This is a genomic window from Erwinia rhapontici, assembly GCF_012271765.1.
GTDB lineage: Bacteria > Pseudomonadota > Gammaproteobacteria > Enterobacterales > Enterobacteriaceae > Erwinia > Erwinia rhapontici.
In genome coordinates this window covers 84,562-102,538 of record NZ_VRKO01000014.1, presented here as the reverse complement: position 1 = coordinate 102,538, position 17,977 = coordinate 84,562, and the positions used below count along the sequence as shown (strand labels likewise).

Annotated in this window: 17 protein-coding genes; 5 read left to right on the top strand and 12 right to left on the bottom strand. The window is 54.6% G+C overall.

Translation table 11 applies throughout. The features are described 5' to 3' along the window. Nucleotides 1-23: 23 nt before the first annotated feature. Nucleotides 24-551, bottom strand: a complete 528-nt coding sequence (locus FVB43_RS14130) for a cysteine hydrolase family protein (protein ID WP_133844559.1) — start codon at nucleotides 549-551, stop codon at nucleotides 24-26. A 624-nt stretch (nucleotides 552-1,175) separates the two neighbouring features. Between FVB43_RS14130 and FVB43_RS14125 the strand changes: the two genes are divergently transcribed. Continuing rightward, on the top strand, nucleotides 1,176-1,808 hold the full coding sequence (locus tag FVB43_RS14125) for a LysE family translocator (protein ID WP_167864276.1): 633 nt from the start codon (nucleotides 1,176-1,178) through the stop codon (nucleotides 1,806-1,808). Here the strand turns inward: FVB43_RS14125 and FVB43_RS14120 are convergent. The 3 genes from FVB43_RS14120 to FVB43_RS14110 form a co-directional block, all read right to left on the bottom strand. After that, nucleotides 1,798-2,568, bottom strand: a complete 771-nt coding sequence (locus FVB43_RS14120; protein ID WP_159338360.1) for a helix-turn-helix transcriptional regulator — start codon at nucleotides 2,566-2,568, stop codon at nucleotides 1,798-1,800. The two genes, FVB43_RS14125 and FVB43_RS14120, sit on opposite strands and share 11 nt — an antisense overlap. 36 nt (nucleotides 2,569-2,604) lie before the next feature. Next, nucleotides 2,605-3,171, bottom strand: coding sequence for a manganese efflux pump MntP (mntP, locus tag FVB43_RS14115; protein WP_133844564.1), 567 nt, complete (start codon nucleotides 3,169-3,171; stop codon nucleotides 2,605-2,607). A 433-nt stretch (nucleotides 3,172-3,604) separates the two neighbouring features. Then, nucleotides 3,605-4,201: a short chain dehydrogenase gene (locus FVB43_RS14110; RefSeq protein ID WP_167864199.1), complete on the bottom strand. Its 597-nt coding sequence runs from the start codon at nucleotides 4,199-4,201 to the stop codon at nucleotides 3,605-3,607. A 104-nt stretch (nucleotides 4,202-4,305) separates the two neighbouring features. On the opposite strand from FVB43_RS14110, the gene FVB43_RS14105 reads away from it, so the two are divergent. Together FVB43_RS14105 and FVB43_RS14100 are read left to right on the top strand one after the other, a co-directional pair. Beyond that, nucleotides 4,306-5,199, top strand: coding sequence for a LysR family transcriptional regulator (locus FVB43_RS14105; RefSeq protein ID WP_167864198.1), 894 nt, complete (start codon nucleotides 4,306-4,308; stop codon nucleotides 5,197-5,199). A 53-nt stretch (nucleotides 5,200-5,252) separates the two neighbouring features. Further along, nucleotides 5,253-5,495, top strand: coding sequence for a DUF1158 family protein (locus FVB43_RS14100; RefSeq protein ID WP_133844569.1), 243 nt, complete (start codon nucleotides 5,253-5,255; stop codon nucleotides 5,493-5,495). A 48-nt stretch (nucleotides 5,496-5,543) separates the two neighbouring features. Here FVB43_RS14100 and FVB43_RS14095 read toward each other — a convergent pair whose 3' ends face one another. The 5 genes from FVB43_RS14095 to FVB43_RS14075 form a co-directional block, all read right to left on the bottom strand. After that, nucleotides 5,544-6,068 (bottom strand): hypothetical protein, encoded by a 525-nt coding sequence (locus FVB43_RS14095; protein ID WP_167864197.1) that lies wholly within the window; start codon nucleotides 6,066-6,068, stop codon nucleotides 5,544-5,546. 33 nt (nucleotides 6,069-6,101) lie between these two features. Continuing rightward, nucleotides 6,102-6,422, bottom strand: a complete 321-nt coding sequence (locus FVB43_RS14090) for a hypothetical protein (protein ID WP_167864196.1) — start codon at nucleotides 6,420-6,422, stop codon at nucleotides 6,102-6,104. A gap of 342 nt (nucleotides 6,423-6,764) precedes the next feature. Continuing rightward, nucleotides 6,765-9,440, bottom strand: a complete 2,676-nt coding sequence (gene mgtA / locus FVB43_RS14085; RefSeq protein WP_238337123.1) for a magnesium-translocating P-type ATPase — start codon at nucleotides 9,438-9,440, stop codon at nucleotides 6,765-6,767. Between the two features lie 196 nt (nucleotides 9,441-9,636). Then, a complete protein-coding gene (locus FVB43_RS14080; RefSeq protein WP_133844575.1) occupies nucleotides 9,637-10,335 on the bottom strand; it encodes an MgtC family protein in 699 nt (232 codons plus the stop codon). A gap of 323 nt (nucleotides 10,336-10,658) precedes the next feature. Next, entirely contained in the window at nucleotides 10,659-10,970 is a 312-nt protein-coding gene (locus FVB43_RS14075; protein ID WP_167864195.1) for a hypothetical protein, read from the bottom strand. A gap of 72 nt (nucleotides 10,971-11,042) precedes the next feature. On the opposite strand from FVB43_RS14075, the gene FVB43_RS14070 reads away from it, so the two are divergent. Further along, nucleotides 11,043-12,371, top strand: a complete 1,329-nt coding sequence (locus FVB43_RS14070) for an MFS transporter (RefSeq protein WP_133844578.1) — start codon at nucleotides 11,043-11,045, stop codon at nucleotides 12,369-12,371. Nucleotides 12,372-12,556: 185 nt separating this feature from the next. On the opposite strand, the gene FVB43_RS14065 is transcribed toward FVB43_RS14070, so the two are convergent. Together FVB43_RS14065 and pdeH are read right to left on the bottom strand one after the other, a co-directional pair. Continuing rightward, the gene (locus FVB43_RS14065; protein WP_133844580.1) at nucleotides 12,557-14,617 is read right to left on the bottom strand and encodes an AsmA family protein; all 2,061 of its coding nucleotides are present in this window, start codon (nucleotides 14,615-14,617) and stop codon (nucleotides 12,557-12,559) included. Between the two features lie 63 nt (nucleotides 14,618-14,680). Continuing rightward, nucleotides 14,681-15,454 (bottom strand): cyclic-guanylate-specific phosphodiesterase, encoded by a 774-nt coding sequence (gene pdeH, locus FVB43_RS14060; RefSeq protein WP_133844583.1) that lies wholly within the window; start codon nucleotides 15,452-15,454, stop codon nucleotides 14,681-14,683. Nucleotides 15,455-15,739: 285 nt separating this feature from the next. On the opposite strand from pdeH, the gene kdgK reads away from it, so the two are divergent. After that, nucleotides 15,740-16,678 carry a 2-dehydro-3-deoxygluconokinase gene (gene kdgK, locus FVB43_RS14055; protein WP_167864194.1) on the top strand — a complete coding sequence of 313 codons (939 nt, stop codon included), beginning with the start codon at nucleotides 15,740-15,742 and terminating at the stop codon, nucleotides 16,676-16,678. Here kdgK and FVB43_RS14050 read toward each other — a convergent pair. Next, nucleotides 16,644-17,924 carry an alginate lyase family protein gene (locus FVB43_RS14050; protein ID WP_167864193.1) on the bottom strand — a complete coding sequence of 427 codons (1,281 nt, stop codon included), beginning with the start codon at nucleotides 17,922-17,924 and terminating at the stop codon, nucleotides 16,644-16,646. The two genes, kdgK and FVB43_RS14050, sit on opposite strands and share 35 nt — an antisense overlap. Nucleotides 17,925-17,977 lie beyond the last annotated feature (53 nt).

Genomic DNA, 17,977 nt, shown 5'->3' with positions numbered 1-17,977 from the left:
TCTGCCTCAATGCCGATAACTGACTAAAAACGGATCTCTTGCGTCGTCAGCAGCTGCACAAATGGCCCCGACAACGTCGCATTATGATGGGCAATAATCTGCTCTGCCGTTAACACCGCATTATCCGTGGTGCTGTGTGCATCGCTTACCAGCACCACCTCAAATCCCCGATCTGCCGCCGCACGACAAGTGGTATCCACGCAATATTCGGTCTTCATCCCCACGATCACCAGCCGTTTTATCCCGGCATTCTGTAGCCAGGCCAGTAACGGTGTGTCGGCAAAACAGCTCGGACGCGTTTTGTTAAAACAGCGGTCAGAATCCAGCAGTGGCAGTTCAGGTGCGATTTGCCAGAGTTCACTGCCTGCGGCAATCGGTGAACCCGCCGCGCCGGTGTGCTGGGCAAAAAACAGCGGTATCTGCTGCGCGCGCGCCGATGTGATCAAATAGGAAACGTGATCCAGCAACTGTGCTTTGTTATGGGGCACCTGCGGGCCGTGCAGTAAACCTGCCTGCATATCGATCACGAGCAACGCGGAGGCGTCAGACATGGCATTTCTCCTTTATTCTGGCTTCAGTTGAACCGGCAACAACGGAGAACAATGCAGCCCCGTCGGTAACCGGCGGGAGGGGAAAGGTTTGCTAACTACTCAGCCACGCAAACTCGCCACTCTCCGCCAGAAGCGGTGGTGGTCGTGGTGGTGAGGAACAGCTGAGTATTTTGCATAGCAGTCAGATTCGCGCAGGACGCACGATGATGCAATATTTTTATAAAGTGATTATCAGAAGAGGTGATAACCATCGGTCAAATCCCTGACCGACGCGTTATCGAGGGTGTTCGGTGCAGCCGGCGCTTAAAGAACAGCGCCTGGCGGTACGTGTTTGAAGGTGTCGACATAAACCCGGAACACGTATTTGAAGAATTTTTTCATGATGACCTGTTTGCAGCTTTTGTTGAAAATCGCTAAAAAATTATACATGCCGCGCGTTTTTCAGGCAATATTTTATGAGCCAGATCACAAAATTGAGTTAATTATGCCGATAAAAAGGTAAACCGTTGCTAAACGGCAAACCCGGCCCGGGATGAAATCCCGACTTGCTGCGCAATTTTTTCCAATATTTCTGCAAGATGCCTGATGATAATGGCGGCCTCACTCATCCTGGATCGGACGCCAATGCCCTTCTCTAATGGTTTTCTCCTCAGTCTTTCCCTGTGCCTGGATATCGGCATCGCCAACATTGCGATGATCACCCTGGCGATGCAGCGCGGTTTTTTCCATGGCTTCTGGCTGGGGATCGGCACCTGCGTGGGCGATCTGATCTATGCGGTCCTCGCGATGGCCGGAATGGCGGTGCTGCTGCAGTTCACTCCGGTACGCTGGGTATTGTGGATCGGCGGCTCCCTGATCCTGCTGTGGTTTGCCTGGAAGATGGTGCAAAGCGCCCTGCGCCCGACCGCAGAACTGAGCGCCGGGGATATCGGTGAAGCACTGAGTCTGCGCCAGAATTTTTTCCGAGGCATCTTCCTTGCCATGTCCTCACCCACGGCAATCCTGTGGTTTGCCGCCGTCGGCGGGGCGTTGATTTCGCGGATGAGCAGCAACGGCACCGCGGCTTCAGGCTGGTTCCTGAGCGGATTTTTCCTTGCAGGCGTTGTCTGGACGGCCGTGCTGTGCACGGTGGGCAGCGTGGGCGGACGGATGCTGGGGGCAAAGATGCTACGCTGGTCGTACATCGCGTCAGCGGTGATTTTTTGCTACTTCGCGGGTTACGTTATCCTTTCCGGTTACCGTGAATTTATTGGCTGAAGATACGCAGATAGTGATGCGGCGTAATGCCCATCATCTTCCGAAAGCTGTTAATAAAATGGCTCTGATCGTAGAAACCCAGCCGGTGCGCCACATCCAGCGCACTGTGCTGGTGCCGTAGCAGGTTACGCGCTGCCAGCAGGCGCAGCTGCATATGATATTGCAACGGCGCAATGCCGATCTGCTGGCGAAACTGACGCACAAAATGATATTTACTCAGCCCGGCGGCGGCGGCCAACTCATCCAGCGTCATCTTCATCGTCAGATTGTCACGCATGCACTCCAGCGCCCGCCCGATGGTGACGGGTGCCAGCGGGGTCTCCTCCCCATGGCTGTGTTTCAGCAGTTGGCTGGTCAGCCACAGCAGGTTTTGCTGCTGAACCTGCTCTTCATCCGGCGACAACACATAACCACATATCGCCGCGAACAATGCGGGATCGCGCAGCACCCCTTCCCGCAGGATCGGCAGTGATCGATCGGTGAGATCGGCAAAAACCTGTTGCGGTAAATGAATGCTAAAAAACTCAACCGGCTCGGCTCCAAACTGCGAAGACTGGAGCGTTTCAGGGTTATAAATGGTGATATCCCCGGCATGAACTGACAGGGTTTGCTGATGGAGGCTGAGGGTTTCAATGCCGCTGAGATTCGCACTGATGACATATTCTTCGTGGGTGTGCAGCGGGAAGGCCGCATGACTGGCGGTCAGATGTGAACATTCAATGTGATTACGGCTGTTCCAGTCGACTACCGATAACGCCATACCCACTCCGCCCCAGAAAGAGGCCGGAATTTCTGTTTACCGGCCCAGATGTTCAATCAAAATACTACAGCCGATACCAATGAGCACTACGCCGCCGAAAATTTCTGCCCATTTTCCCATCACCGGGCCAAGGAAGCGCCCCAGCAGAATACCCGCAGAGGCCATGACCATGGTGGAAAAACCAATCGCCAGCGCAGTGGTGACGATATTCACCTGCAAGAAGGCCAGGCCGACGCCGACTGCCATAGCATCCAGGCTGGTGGCGACAGCCGTACAGGCCAGCAGCCAGAAACCGTGGCTGGTTGGCGCTTCTTCTGGTTTGCACTCTTTCTTACGCACACCTTCAACGATCATCCGGCTGCCAAGAATAAACAGCAGTCCGAAGGCCACCCAGTGGTCCCACGCCATGATGTACTGGCTGGCAGCCAGACCAATCGCCCAACCAATCAGCGGTGTCAGTGCTTCAATCACACCGAAGATCAAACCGGTACGCAGTGCTTCTTTCAGGCTGGGGCGATGCAGACTGGCCCCTTTGCCGATAGCGGCCGCAAAGGCATCCATCGACATAGCAAAAGCCAGAATAAGAGTGGCGTATAGGTTCATTGTATTTATCCGGTCTGAAACCGCAGTTGCGTTCCAGTTCGTTAAAACATCAGCTTATGTTGGAAAAATAATCACAAGCTCGTTCAAGTGAAGCGCATCCTAGCACGCTAATCGCCAGAAAAAAAGACAGTAAAATCAGGGATTTGAGTATAGCCCTGGCTATACTTTTTAACGATTGCTATTTTAGCGGGGAAAATGTGGGCGAAAACTCTAAAAGAATTACCGTCTTACAAAAAGTGTAGGGATATACATCCCTGCGGGGGTTGGGGGATATTTCGCCACTTTTCAGCATCAATATCCCCACCTCATATGTCCTGAATAATTGGCGCTGGATCAAGGCGGTAAATAAATGCATCCCGATGAGCTGACTTAAGTCAGTGACTCGGGTAAGTGCATGCAACCAACGCAGAGCCAGCGTCAAGTATGACGGACATTACCAGACGCGGAAAACACGTCCGGTATCGATTCCCTCTACACTACGGCGATAGGCCAGTGCCACACGGCTTGCCGCTGCGCTTTCAAAACCGGGGAAGAACGGGCCGTAGCTTTCCAGCGATTCGGTTAAGACCGTTGGGCTGACGGCGTTAATGCGCAACCCGTTCAGTTCATTGGCCGCCGCCAGTACAAAGCCTTCCAGCGCGGCATTGACGGCGGTGGCATTGACCCCAGTGCGGATCGGCTGCTGGGCCAGAATCCCCGTTGTCAGCGTGAAGGAACCGCCGGGATTGACGAATGCCTGGCCGATCAGCACCAGCCGCACCTGCCCCATCAGCTTGTCCTGTAGCCCGCTGTTAAACTGTTCACTGCTCATGTCAGCCAGCGGGCCAAAGTGGACACCGCCTGCCGCTGAGATCACCGCATCTACCTTACCCGTTTGGGCAAACAGCGCTTTGACACTCTCCTCACGTGTAAGATCGACTTGAAAATCGCCCCGGGTTTTCCCCACGCGAATGACCTGATGGTCGCGCCCCAACTCCTGCACAATGCCCTGACCCACCGTACCTGATGCGCCAATCACTAAAATTTTCATGTTGTGTCTCCTGCCTGATGAATGAGTCCGGTCAGTGTGACGCAGTGCAGTTGCGGGATAAATGCGCGATACTTTCGGGAACTCCAAACCCAGAGTTTGCAATCATGGATAAATTACGCAGCATTGAAGCCTTTATCTGCGCTGTTGAGAGCGGCAACTTCAGCGAAGCCGCGCGGCGGCTGGATATCACCGCCGTGATGGTCGGTAAACATGTTCGCCAGTTGGAAACCGCGCTGAATACCCGCCTGTTGCAGCGAAACACCCGACGCCAGCATCTGACAGAAGCCGGAGAACGTTACTACCAGCAGTGCAAACAGGCACTGGTCCTGCTCAGGGAAGCGGATGAAAGCGTGGAAAATATGAAGCAGACGCCGTCCGGCTTGCTGCGTATCAGCGCCCCGCTCAATCTGGGGGCCAGCGCTATCGCGACCGTCGTCACCGGCTATCAGTTACGTTATCCACAGGTGAAGATCGCGCTGGATCTCAACGACCGCTTTGTCGATCTGATTGCCGAAGGGTTTGATTTTGCCATCCGTATCGGGGGGCTGAAGCATAATGAACCGCTGGTTGCCCAGTTTCTTGGGGAGTATCAGATGGTGGTGTGCGCAGCGCCGGACTATCTGGCACAACACGGCACGCCACAAACGCCCGGGGATCTGCATCGGCACCGTTGCCTCGCCAATATGGCATGGAATAAGAATAACGCCTGGCAGTGGGGCGATGTCACCTGGCCTTTCGACAACAGCTTTACCTGTAACGATGGTCAGGCGCTGCGTCAGGCGGCGCTGGCCGGTGCCGGGTTGATACTGCAACCGCATATTCTGCTGGCGCAGGATATTGCTGCGGGTCGGCTGGTGCCATTGCTGCAACAGTGGCAACCGGCCAGTCGCCCGATTAATCTGCTGTGGCGCCAGGACCTCAGCCCGTCGGAAAAACGTAGCAGCTTTGTGCGCTGGATGCGTGAGCAAGTGCCCGCAGCCCTGGTGGTTAATGATTGAAGACGGTCTGGGATTAACAGAAAATAGCCGCAACTGACTAACACGGAATTGTGATGAAAAACCCGTTTGAAACTTTCCTGATGCCAATGAGCGCCCTGCTGCTCGGCTTTCTCTCGGCGCTGCTGCTGCCTGCGCCTTCATTCGGTCTGACGCTGGCACGCAGGCTGGTAGAGATGTTCCACCTGGCAGATATCGGCCAGCTGTATACGCTGGTGTTCTGCCTGTGGTTCCTGCTGCTGGGCGTGATTGAGTTTTACATCATCCGCTTTATTTACGTGCGGTTTATTCGCCCGTAAAAAAAATGGGCCGATCTTCTGTTTCGGTCGGCCCGTTCAACAAAAGAACTATGGAAAGAACTCATGTAACATTTTCTCTTGTCCCAGCGTAAAGACCAAGAAATCAGATTCTTTAAACTTATTTTCTTTAATTAGTTCGTGTCTTAACGCTTCAAATCTTTTGTCATCCATAAAAAACAGGGCACTGATATAGTCTGAATCAATAGCATTTTTTTCTTCAGACAGAGCAATAACTTTTTTATAGCACCCCTCGTCTCTTTTCTCTAGCCGTTCCTGCAACATACACTGAGTGAGTAAGTTAGTCCGCGTGAGGTTTTTCTTGTTCATCGCACGGAGATATTTCAACCCTTCTTCATAATGTTTTTCTGCAATCAGATTATTGATATACATATTTCTGATGGTGATATTTCCTGGGTTTTCATCCATTAATTCTTTAAAAGAAGAGAAGATTTTATTCTTCTCTTCTTCATCTGAAAAAATCATTTTTTTCGTGAGTTCAACGGCTTCCTGGGTGGGTTCATCTCTGGATAAAGAACCATCCTTCGCTGATGCACAAGAGCAAAGAAAGACCATCACAAAGATAAATAAAACAAAAAAACCGAAGAGTCAATTTTGCTTTTCATAAGAATCCATATTGAATTTATTTAATGAAATACGTTGAGTCATGTCTAAGGGAAAAGGCCTTACTGTTCCTGTATAACCCGTATCTAAAACATATCCCGCCTGTACTTCTAAAATTGGATGTATGTTTTTCTTATATGAAATTATAAAAATCGAACTACCGATAAGTATTTCATCTAAACCGAGGGAAAATGATTTACCTTTGGTATCAAGTATATATTTATTATGATTAACATTATTTTTTACTGTACACCAGGGTATGACTTTCCCTGACCCGTGAGTAAAACGAAATGATTTTATCGGCATTATATCCCTCTTGTTTTTCATCTTCCATATGAGGACTCAGGTTGATTTCTTTTTATTCAGTCGTCAAGCTCAGTCCATTGTATTAATGAAAAATGGATAAAACCCGAGGTGCCGGTACAAATCATCGGAACGGGGTGACCGGAAAAATGGTCTTCATTACGGTGGGTGCAAACTATCGGTTCGCGGCCACCTGGATTCTGTAGGGGCGGACCTTCTCTTTCGGTCCGCCCGTTTTATTTATCCGCTAAATATCATCGCAATACTGCTGGAAAAAATCAGCAATCCAACGAAAAACAGCACGATAGCCGTAACGGCATTCGAATTTTTCATGATCTCTTCTCCTCAGAACCACTGACCGAAACGGCGCATATAAAGACGTTTCATGCCCTGCGTCACCAGGCAGTAGCCCAGCAGTGTCGCCAGCAGCCACGGGAAGTAATTCCACGGCAATGGCACCAGCCCCACCGCATGGCCCAGCGGTGAGAAGGGAATCAAAATACCCAGCGCCATCACCAGCCCGGTCATCAGCATCACCGGCAACGCGGCGCGGCTCTGAATAAACGGAATTTTCTGCGTGCGCAGCATATGCACCACCAGCGTCTGCGACAGCAACCCTTCAACAAACCAGCCAGACTGGAACAGCGCCTGCGCCTCAACGCTGTTCGCGGCAAAGACATGCCACATCAGCCAGAAGGTGGTGATATCGAAGATCGATGAAGTGGGCCCCATCCACAGCATAAAGCGACCGATATTCTTCGCATCCCACTGACGCGGTTTACGCAGAAACTCCTTGTCCATCTTGTCCCACGGCAGCGCCAGCTGGGACAGGTCATACATCAGGTTCTGCAAGAGCAGATGAATCGCCATCATCGGCAGAAACGGAATAAAGGCGCTGGCCACCAGCACGGAGAACACGTTGCCGAAGTTGGAGCTGGCGGTCATATTCAGGTACTTGATGATGTTGCCAAACGTCTCGCGGCCTTTGATCACCCCCTGTTCCAGCACCAGCAGGCTTTTCTCCAGAAGAATGATGTCTGCTGACTCCTTGGCGATGTCAGTTGCACTGTCGACGGAAATCCCGACATCCGCCGCGCGCAGCGCCGGGGCATCGTTAATCCCATCACCGAGGAAACCCACGGTGTGCCCGTTACCTTGCAGCGCCTGCAACACGCGCGTTTTCTGCTGCGGGCTGAGACGGCAGAACAGGGTTCTCTGCTCTACCAGACGTGCCAGCTCAGCATCACTGATACGCGCAAGCTCACTGCCGCACAGCGGCTCCCCCGGCTCCAGCCCCACGTCCCGGCAAATTTTGCTGGTGATCACTGCGTTATCCCCGGTCAGTACTTTGACCGTCACACCCTGTTCATGCAGTGCGGCTATCGCGGCAGCCGCACTCTCTTTCGGCGGGTCGAGGAACGTCAGCAGGCCAGTAATGACCAGTTCACGTTCATCGGCGGCGCTGAGCTGAGTGATTAGCGAGTGCTCACTTATCTGGCGAGTTGCCACCACCAGCACACGGAAGCCCTGCTGGTTATAGTCCGCTGCTAACTGCCGAATCTGACGGCATGTTGCTTCATCCAGTGGACGCACTTCTCCTTCATCCTGCCACCAGGCTGACACCGCCAGCATCTCCTCCACCGCCCCTTTACAAATCAGGGTCTGCTGGCCATCGTCTGCGACCAGCACCGACAGGCGGCGGCGTTCAAAATCAAACGGCAGTTCATCGATTTTACGAAAGCGCCACAGCCCACTGACGGCAGCGTTACCCTGGCTGAACCCGAGTACTGCGCGGTCCATCAGATTTTTTACCCCGGTCTGATGACGGCTGTTAAGCCAGGCCAGTTGCAGTACGCCATCATCACTGTTGCCCCGCACATTGAGGTGCCCGGCGAGAATGATTTTGTCCTGGGTTAAGGTGCCGGTTTTATCACTGCATAACACATCCATCGCCCCCAGGTTCTGGATAGCATTCAGACGCTTCACGACCACTTTGCGTTTCGACAGGGCAATCGCCCCTTTCGCCAGATTGGAACTGACAATCATTGGCAGCATTTCTGGCGTCAGGCCAACGGCGACAGCCAGCGCAAACAGCAGCGCATCGCTCCAGTCGCCTTTGGTGTAGCCATTAATCAGCAAGACCACCGGGACCATCACCAGCATAAAACGGATAAGTAACCAACTGACACTGTTGACGCCACGGTCGAAGGAGGTTTGTGGGCGCTCACCGACCAGCGACTTCGCCAGGGAACCAAACCAGGTCTGATTGCCCGTTGCGACCACTACCGCCGTCGCACTGCCGCTGGCCACATTGGTACCCATCAGGCAGATACCGGGCTGGCTCAGCAAATCTTGCTCATCGGCCAGCGGGCTGGCGCGATGAAGATGACTGTGGCTGTCGTATTTCTCGATCGGCAACGCTTCACCGCTCAGCGCCGCCTGGCTGACAAACAGGTCGCGTGAGGAGAGCAGCCGCACGTCTGCCGGGATCATATCGCCTGCTGATAACAGCACGATGTCGCCTGGAACCACCTCCTGCAGCGGCACCTCAATGCTGACCGCTTCACTGTCGGCATGGCTGCGGCGCTGTACCGTAGCGGTGGTGCTGACCAGCGATTTCAGGGCTTCTGTGGCTTTATTGGTGCGATATTCCTGCCAGAAGCGCAGCAATCCACTGAGACTAATCATCACCAGCATAATGATGGCACCGGTCAAATCGGTCTCTTCTCCCCGGCGTAGCGGGAGGATGTAGTCGGTCAGCACGCTGATGGCCGCCAGCACCATCAGGATCCAGATAAACGGATTATTAAACGCCTGCAACAGCTGGGTCAGCGCTGCCGGGGCATTATCACTGGCGATTTGGTTGGCGCCGTACTGCTGTAAACGTGCCGCCGCCTCTTCACGGGTGAGGCCCTGGCGTTGGGTATTAAGACGAGCGAGGGTGTGATCCTGGCTCTGGGTGGCCGCGCTGGCGATCGCCAGGTCACGTGCCATTTTCAGGTTGCTCTGGTGCATTTTCATCATGCCATTCCTTGAACAAAGGTGTTTCACGCGCAGGCATAGCACGCCTGCACACGAGGATTTTTTATTGATTCAGGGGGGAGGCGACGGGCAGGATGAACAGCAGGCTGGAATTATTTCCGCACGCGCCTCCTGTTATCACACCACTGCCTCTCCCGGGACGGAGGTTCTTTCATCGTTATGCTCCTGTGTGGGGTTAAATCGCCTGGTCTGGCGCTATCCGCCAGTGCACCGCACTGACACTCTTTTCCAGACTGATGCGGCAGACAATACTTTCAATCTCCCGCTGCGCGGCGGGAAATGCCATCACGTCAGCGCTCACTTCCAGATGACCCGGGCGGGCGATATCCGCGCTGTATAGCGACTGCAGGCGCAGCGCCATTCCATTCAGCGCTTGCAGGATCAGCGTGCGCACCAGTATTTCATCTTCACTGCCGCACACAATCTGAATGCGGTAGCGCTGCTCCGGTTCATGCTCTGTCGCGCTGGGCCGGGTATTGATACGCTGGGCCGCTTCACGCAGCAGGATATTGGCGCATAGCAGCACCAGGGTTGCTGCGGTGGCATTGGCAAACTGCCCAAGACCGCACAGCACGCCCACTCCCGCAGAGCACCACAGCGTTGCTGCCGTGTTCAGCCCGGAGATGTTCATTCCCTGGCGCATAATGACGCCGGCACCTAAAAAACCGATACCGGAAACAATCTGTGCGGCGATACGCCCAGGGCTGTCCGGCGAGGTGCTGACCGAACTGAGAATAAAAATAGCCGCACCGGTGGCTACCAGCGCATTGGTACGCAGGCCAGCCATACGCTGTCGCCACTGGCGCTCGGCACCAATAATCGCCCCCAGCGCTACCGCCAGGGTCAAATGCAGGATAAAAGGAGTCCATGTCATCTTTGTCGTTCTCATTGTCGTCTCACGACGGGAATTGAGATGCGCACAGGCGCACCGGTTGCACAGGAATTAACGCAGGCAGCCCGGAGGAAAAAGATGATGACGTTGTGGTGTGAAAACAAAAAAGCGCATACGCAATCCCAGTCCGGCCACAGGCTGGACATCTTAAAGTTCTTTATACGGGATGCTACTGCTCTGAGAAGAGAGGAAACATAGCCCGCCGATTAACGGCAGGCGCACAACGGAGTGGGCCTGCCTTTATAACGCGTGAGTTACAGGGTGACTGTCCAATTGTGTGCTCCTGAGAAGAAAGTGACGAGATTCTATTCCGCCGAAACCAGGTTGTAAACCGTGCTGATAGTTTCCTTTCTAAACCTTTTATCAACAATACTAAGAATCTCCTTATCTGCCAGGTCGCCACCTGAGGAGGCAGCCAGTTGAAAATCTCGATACCTGGTGATTAATTCGCCAAAGAACAGCATTAATGGCTGAGACATAACTTTAATTTGGCTATTTTGCAGTGATTCACGCCAGAAATAGTCGATTTCACCCTGCCATCCACCCGCAAATATCGCGGAATGAAAATTATCCTCTTTTCGCTGGATTAACCCGCCTTTTCGGTGCTTTTTCGCCATTGAATGCGGCTTTGCCTGTGCGTAAGATTCGTTGTTACGCCGTTTACATTCACATTCAAATAAGAAAAATTTATGCAAGCTTCCATCGCGCCATCCATCGACACCGATCCCAACGCCACGCCCGTCAACTCTCGCGGTAAAGTCGTTATTGCTTCACTGGTCGGCACTGCTATCGAATTCTTCGATTTCTATATTTATGCTACTGCCGCGGTAATCGTGTTCCCGCATATCTTCTTCCCACAGGGTGATGCCACCGTTGCCACGCTGCAGTCACTGGCCACCTTCGCCATTGCCTTTATCGCGCGCCCTATCGGTTCAGCGGTGTTTGGCCACTTTGGTGACCGTGTCGGGCGTAAAGTGACGCTGGTCGCCTCGCTGCTGACCATGGGAATTTCAACCGTGGCGATCGGCCTGCTGCCGAGCTATGAAACGATTGGCGTGTTTGCCCCCCTGCTGCTGGCGCTGGCACGTTTTGGTCAGGGTCTGGGACTGGGCGGCGAATGGGGCGGTGCTGCACTGCTGGCCACGGAAAACGCTCCGGCGAAAAAACGCGCCCTGTATGGCTCCTTCCCGCAGCTTGGCGCGCCGATTGGCTTTTTCTTTGCCAACGGCACCTTCCTGCTGCTCTCCTGGCTGCTGACCGACGAACAGTTTATGAGCTGGGGCTGGCGCGTGCCGTTTATCCTCTCAGCGGTATTAGTGCTGATCGGCCTGTATGTGCGCGTCTCATTGCATGAGTCACCGGTTTTCGCCAAAGTACAGAAAGAGAAGAAACAGGTGAAAGTGCCGATTGGCACCCTGTTCAGCAAGCATCTGGGTACCACCATTATTGGTACATTCATCATGCTGGCAACCTACACCCTGTTCTATATCATGACCGTCTACTCCATGACCTACGGCACCACGCCCGCGCCTAACGGACTGGGTATTCCACGTAATACTTTCCTGTGGATGCTGATGCTGGCGGTGATTGGTTTTGGCATCATGGTGCCGATTGCCGGGCTGCTGGCCGACCGCTTTGGTCGCCGCAGGACGATGATCGTCATTACCCTGATTATTATCGGCTTTTCGATGATCTTCCCCTCGATGCTGGGTTCCGGTAATCAGATGCTGATTATGGCTTTCCTGGTCTGTGGCCTGAGCATTATGGGGCTGACTTTCGGACCGATGGGCGCACTGTTACCGGAGCTGTTCCCGACCGAAGTCCGTTATACCGGAGCATCGTTCTCCTATAACCTGTCGTCGATTCTGGGTGCATCCATCGCGCCATATATTGCCACCTGGTTAGCGCACACTTACGGGCTGTTCTATGTCGGCGTTTACCTGGCGTCGATGGCCTGCCTGACGCTGATTGCGCTGATCCTGTGCAAAGAAACCCGTCACGAATCGTTGTTTGATTGATATTGCCTGATGGCGGGTCGGGCATGCCCGACCCCTACAGCGGATCCAGGGGCGAGGCATGGGTACAGACCGACCACATGCCTCGCCCGTATCGATGACTGTAGGGGCGAGGCATGCCTCGCCCGTGTCAATGATTGTAGCGGTGAGGTCTGCCTCGTCCTTATCAATATCCGCCCTGCACGACGTTATTTCCCACTTTTCATCTGCTGCAATACGCGGCTGCATTGATTATCGTCGTTGTCACTCGGTGAGATCAGCGCCAGCAGCGCCGCTGCCGGGGCCACCACGGCACCTAATGCCACCGCCGCCGCACCACGAGCAATCAGTGGCCCGGGTTTCACACCGGCATCGGGATTTTTAAAGGTGCCACGCACATACAGCGGTGAGCGCAGCGTGATAATCCTGATGCCTTTGCTGTCCGGGTTAATCGACAGATCCAGCCGTTCGTTAGCAAAATTGGTGGTGCCGGTAATATTGATAATCGCGTTTTCAGTATCGAAGACAAACAACCGTGACGAGGCCAGCCCGTTGTTCACCTGAAGATTGGCGGCCGCGCAGTTGATTTTCACTTCATCATCACCAAACAGCTTACCCACCACGTAGTTACCCACGTTCAGACCCACAATTTCCATCAGACTGCGGCTGATCAGGCCATCGTTCATCAGCAGCTTCAGGTCACCGTTGCTGGTTGCCAGCAAATCGGCCACTGAATTACCGCGCCCGCTCAGCGTCGCATCACCGTTCATCTGGCCAAGCGCACTCTGCATCGCTTCCACGCCCGGGAACAGCTGCCGCAGCTTCAGATTGCGGGCATGGAGATCCACGCGTCCCTGCATTGGCGATTTGTCGCCTTCCAGCCGGACGCTGGCATTCAGGTTTCCTCCCGCCATGCCGAAGCGCAGCGGGTCGAGGCGCAGATCGCCGTTTTTCAGGATCAGATGAGTGGAAAGATCGCTGATCGGCAATGAGCTGCTGTGCTCTATGCGCCGACCTTTGAATGTCACATCCGCATCCATCACATCCCAGTTTTTCGTGTCGAACTTATCATGCGGCAGCACGCGATCGGCGGGCTGCGTGGCGGCCTCTCCACGTTGTGCCTTGGCCTTTTCGGTCTTTTCACTGCCTTTACCGGAATTGACGCCAATCAGCGGGCCGAGATCGGCCATACGCAGCTGACGCGACTCCAGCGTCCCTTCCAGCTTAGGTCGGGGTTTGCTCTGACTGTAGGTCAGGGAACCATGAATATCGCTGTCGCCGATATGGCCGTTAAAGCCCTGATAGCGAAACACCGCACCGGCGGCCTGCTGGAAACGCGCCGTCAGATGGCCATCCGTTTCATACGGCGGCGTATCCGGCAGCAGAACGCCCGTCAACCCATAGAGGTTGGCCAGGGTATCACCGGAGAAACGCAGGCGAATATCTACCCCGCCGAGGTTCATCGGGTCCTGCACGGTCCCCGCCACCCGCACGCGCGTGGTGCCACTGCGGATATCAGCCTGAATCGGGAATGGCGTATTCTGGCTGCGTAACGACAGCATGCCGCCCATTTTGCCGTCACCGTTCAGTTTCTCGTTGTTGTACGTCCCGCTGACTCGCCAGCCGAAGACAAAATCTGCCGCCCCTTTTTGCTGGTCGTTGCCTCCTGCCAACTGGGCATAAGGCACCGGTTTACCCAGCGGATCGACGGTGATCTGCACATCCGCCTTATTGATCGCATCACGATAAGCGATGTTCCCCTGGTCAAAAACGATATTATCCAGACGGAACGACCATGCGGAAGGCGGCTGATTTTCCTGTTTTGAGTCACTGCCCGCGAGGTTAAACGTCCAGTTATTTTTGCGGTCGGCCGTTTGCACCAGCTTTGCGGTCGGTTGTTGCAGTTTGATCCACGGCAGATACACCTGCTTACTCAGCAGCGCCAGGGGTGAGAGAGTGGCGTCGATACGCGCCAGATGCAGCATGGTGACATCAGGAATGTCAGGAGGGTTACCCAGCATAATGTCCTGGGCATGGACGTGCGGCCAGGGCACCCAACGACGCCAGCCAGGTTCGCTGCGGTTGCGCTCCCACGCCACACCCAGATCGCCACGAATGGCAAACGGGCGGTTAATCTCGGCAGAAACTTTCTGGTTGATGGTGGGCTTCAGGCGATTCCAGTCGAAGGTGGCGATCACAATGACCATCACCACCACCAACAGCACAAAAATCCCGGCAATCCAGCTAATGACTTTCCCCGTACGCGACATTCGTCGTCTCCTTGATGGCTATCCGTCTCTGGTTAAAGATAGTCGAGACGACAGCACATGGGATCAGACGAGGTTCAGCGGCAATGCCTCAAGCTGTTCAAACGGCATAGGACGGGCAAAGAAATACCCCTGTGCAGCATAGGCAGGAGAGTTACGTACCTGCTCCCACTCTTCAGGTGTTTCTACCCCTTCAACAATCACCCCTTTGCAGTAGCGATTGATCAGGGCCAGCAGCATTCCAAACAGATTTCGGCCCTCTTCGCTTTCACGCAGCAGGATAAACAGCTCGCGTGCGAGCTTGATGTAGTCGTACTTCAGTTCGGTCAGCGCGGAGAAGTTCGCCATGCCGGAGCCGAAGTCATCCAGCCACAGCGGCCCCAGTTCAGGCATCTGCGCAACAATCACTTCCTGTGGCAACACATGGTGCTCGACCAGTTCAAAACGCACCCACGGGCAGCGTGCAATTAACTGACGAACGGTTCTGTTATGCTGGATTTCCAACAGCGTTGGCCCGTCGATATTGACGGAGGCGACGATGTTAGTACTGGCAAATTTTCTTTCCCATTTAGCCAGCAGCGTCAGCTGCTCGGCCACAATATGCAGGCGTTGAGGGATCTCAAGCGTTGCAAAATAAAGCTCCGGCGAAACTCTCTGGCTCGGCGCGGATGGGTGAAACACCGCTGTGAGCAACTCAATTGCCATCAGGCTACCGTCTACCCGGTAAATCGGCTGGAAGTTATAGGAACGCTGACACTGTTGCCAGTAAACAGGTTCTTTAAGCTGCTCTTGTTCGACGATTGCGTTCGGTAACCGGTGACTGAGGCTATTCAGCACCATTATTATGATCCTTTATTTGTGAGACCGCCTTCGTATGGCATCCCGTGTTGCAAGTATCGGCACTGTCCCTGAGAACTTTATCGACATACAGCCACGTTAGCCTTGCTAAGATTACCCATCTTTTGCCCTTTCAATCGCTAAAACAGGCGCTGTTTAGGGCGTTTTATCATCAGTTGGCCCGGACTAAACCCACGTCACAATAAAATTAAAACATCGTTTTAAATCATTGACTGTTGCCCCGCACGCAGCGAGACTGAACGCAGACTTTTCATTGAGCGAATGACCATGACGCAACAGAAACTGGCCGTGATCGGCGAATGTATGATTGAACTCTCCCAGCAGGGTCGCGATATGAGCCGGGGATTTGGTGGCGATACGCTGAATACCGCGGTGTACGTAGCTCGCCAGGTACCAGAGCAGGCGCTGCGGGTGGATTATGTGACCGCATTGGGTCAGGACAGCTTCAGCAGTGAGATGATCGCCGCCTGGCAAAGCGAGTCGCTACAGACCGGCCTGATCCAGCGCATGAAGAACAAACTGCCAGGCCTGTATGTGATTGAAACCGACCCGCAGGGTGAGCGTACGTTTTACTACTGGCGCAACGATGCTGCCGCGCGTTACTGGCTGGAAGGCGAGCGTGCAGAAGCGATCTGTCAGCAGCTGGCCCATTATGACTATCTCTATCTGAGCGGGATCAGCCTCGCGATCTTAAGCCCAGAGAGCCGGGAAACCCTCTACGCCCTGCTGGCCGCGTGCCGCAAAAACGGCGGCAAGATTATTTTCGATAATAACTACCGCCCACGCCTGTGGCAGAACCCGCAAGAGGCGCAGAGTGCCTATCAGGCAATCCTCGCCTGCACCGATATCGCGTTCCTGACGCTGGACGATGAAACCCTGCTGTGGGGCGAAGCCAGCGTAGCAGACGTGATTGCACGCACGCAGCAGGCGGGCGTCAGTGAGATTGTGATTAAACGCGGTGCCGATGCCTGCCTGGTAGCGAATGGCAGCGAGCCGCTGCTGGAGATCCCCGCGGTGCGTCTGCCGGCATCAGCGATAGTTGATACCACGGCAGCAGGTGACTCCTTCAGCGCTGGCTACCTCGCCGTACGTCTGACTGGCGGGAGCGCAACCGAAGCCGCACAGCGCGGCCACCTCACCGCCAGTACGGTGATCCAGCATCGCGGGGCGATTATTCCCCGTGAGCGGATGCCTGCGCCTCGCTAACGCGCGGCACGGCCAGCAGCCAGGTATCACGTAGTGCGGAGATCGTTGCCCCGCGCCCTTCTCCGCCATTGGGCAGATCCCAGTTAGCCTGACGGATCGCCGCCTGATAGCGATCGCTATTACGCTGATTATCGGCCTGCGACAGCAACGGGATCAGGCGCACGCCAATACGGTCAAGGCTGTGGTAGGGCCAGATTTTGTTGTTGCCGCTGTACGGTGCCATAAAATCCAGCGCTGTCAGCAGGCTGGCCTGCTGCGGGGTACGGTAATGCCACAGATCGCCGGTATGACTGTTCTGCGCCACCGTGGCCAGCGCGGTCAGTGCCTGCAAATTAAACCAGCTGTAGTGGAAAGATCGGGTGCGTGCCAGCTCTTTCGGCTGGCTGCCATCGGCAGCAATCTGGTGATTCATGCGTTTTTTTGCCTGCTCCAGCATGGGTGTGATCGCCTCAGGCCGTTGCAGATACCAGGCAATACCCGCCACCTGCACGTTGTACCAGCTACCGTGATTATTCTCCGCCTGCGCTTCCCCCTTACCCTGTTTGCTGGTCTGTAGCCAGTGCAGGTAATCACTCATCCACTGCTGCATCTGCTGTTCATCCTGCGCACGCCAGCCAGGCGCGGTGCGCAGCATCAGCAGGGAATCCACAATCCGCGTGGCAAAGTAACGTCCATCGAGCACGCCGGATCGCCGCCCTTCCGCCTTGCCCGGTACGCTCTGGGCCCAGTTCAGGTTAGGGTTCATCCGCGTGGCAGGATCGAGAAACCAGTGGCGGATCAGGGCGATCGCGCGATCGGCATACCGTTCATCGCCGGAGAAATACCAGGCCAGCGTCAGGGTCTGTACCCGGGCGGTAAACGTCGCCAGCCGCACACCGTCGCTGTCATTGTTCTTGGTTGAAGGGTTGATTTTACCGTCACGGCGTACCCACGGCAGCCCATCCGGAGACGCGTCATCTGGCCACCAGTAGGCACTGAGGCTCAGGTAATCGTGTTTTGAACCGCTGGGAGGCGTAAGCCCTTTCTCTGTCACGCTCAGCAGTGGCGCAACCAGCGCCTTATCGGCCTCGTGCTGTAGCTGATGCCAGGCTTTCAGTGTCAGCGTGGGTGCCTGCTGCTGCTGCAACCGCGTTTTATTCAGCACCAGGTCATCCTGGTTGAGAAACGCATACTGCTGCGCAAACAGGGGCAAACTGACGAACATCCCCAGACATAAAATCAGGATATAACGCACACTGCGTTTCATCTTCACTCTCCGTTCAGATTCCGTCTGACAGCATAGTCTCTGACAGTAAAATA

Excerpts from the sequence above, each read along its gene's own strand:
- FVB43_RS14130 (WP_133844559.1), bottom strand. The coding sequence starts at position 551 with ATGTCTGACGCCTCCGCGTTGCTCGTGATCGATATGCAGGCAGGTTTA.
- FVB43_RS14125 (WP_167864276.1), top strand. The coding sequence starts at position 1,176 with ATGCCCTTCTCTAATGGTTTTCTCCTCAGTCTTTCCCTGTGCCTGGAT.
- FVB43_RS14120 (WP_159338360.1), bottom strand. The coding sequence starts at position 2,568 with ATGGCGTTATCGGTAGTCGACTGGAACAGCCGTAATCACATTGAATGT.
- mntP (WP_133844564.1), bottom strand. The coding sequence starts at position 3,171 with ATGAACCTATACGCCACTCTTATTCTGGCTTTTGCTATGTCGATGGAT.
- FVB43_RS14110 (WP_167864199.1), bottom strand. The coding sequence starts at position 4,201 with ATGAAAATTTTAGTGATTGGCGCATCAGGTACGGTGGGTCAGGGCATT.
- FVB43_RS14105 (WP_167864198.1), top strand. The coding sequence starts at position 4,306 with ATGGATAAATTACGCAGCATTGAAGCCTTTATCTGCGCTGTTGAGAGC.
- FVB43_RS14100 (WP_133844569.1), top strand. The coding sequence starts at position 5,253 with ATGAAAAACCCGTTTGAAACTTTCCTGATGCCAATGAGCGCCCTGCTG.
- FVB43_RS14095 (WP_167864197.1), bottom strand. The coding sequence starts at position 6,068 with ATGGTCTTTCTTTGCTCTTGTGCATCAGCGAAGGATGGTTCTTTATCC.
- FVB43_RS14090 (WP_167864196.1), bottom strand. The coding sequence starts at position 6,422 with ATGCCGATAAAATCATTTCGTTTTACTCACGGGTCAGGGAAAGTCATA.
- mgtA (WP_238337123.1), bottom strand. The coding sequence starts at position 9,440 with ATGAAAATGCACCAGAGCAACCTGAAAATGGCACGTGACCTGGCGATC.
- FVB43_RS14080 (WP_133844575.1), bottom strand. The coding sequence starts at position 10,335 with ATGACATGGACTCCTTTTATCCTGCATTTGACCCTGGCGGTAGCGCTG.
- FVB43_RS14075 (WP_167864195.1), bottom strand. The coding sequence starts at position 10,970 with ATGGCGAAAAAGCACCGAAAAGGCGGGTTAATCCAGCGAAAAGAGGAT.
- FVB43_RS14070 (WP_133844578.1), top strand. The coding sequence starts at position 11,043 with ATGCAAGCTTCCATCGCGCCATCCATCGACACCGATCCCAACGCCACG.
- FVB43_RS14065 (WP_133844580.1), bottom strand. The coding sequence starts at position 14,617 with ATGTCGCGTACGGGGAAAGTCATTAGCTGGATTGCCGGGATTTTTGTG.
- pdeH (WP_133844583.1), bottom strand. The coding sequence starts at position 15,454 with ATGGTGCTGAATAGCCTCAGTCACCGGTTACCGAACGCAATCGTCGAA.
- kdgK (WP_167864194.1), top strand. The coding sequence starts at position 15,740 with ATGACGCAACAGAAACTGGCCGTGATCGGCGAATGTATGATTGAACTC.
- FVB43_RS14050 (WP_167864193.1), bottom strand. The coding sequence starts at position 17,924 with ATGAAACGCAGTGTGCGTTATATCCTGATTTTATGTCTGGGGATGTTC.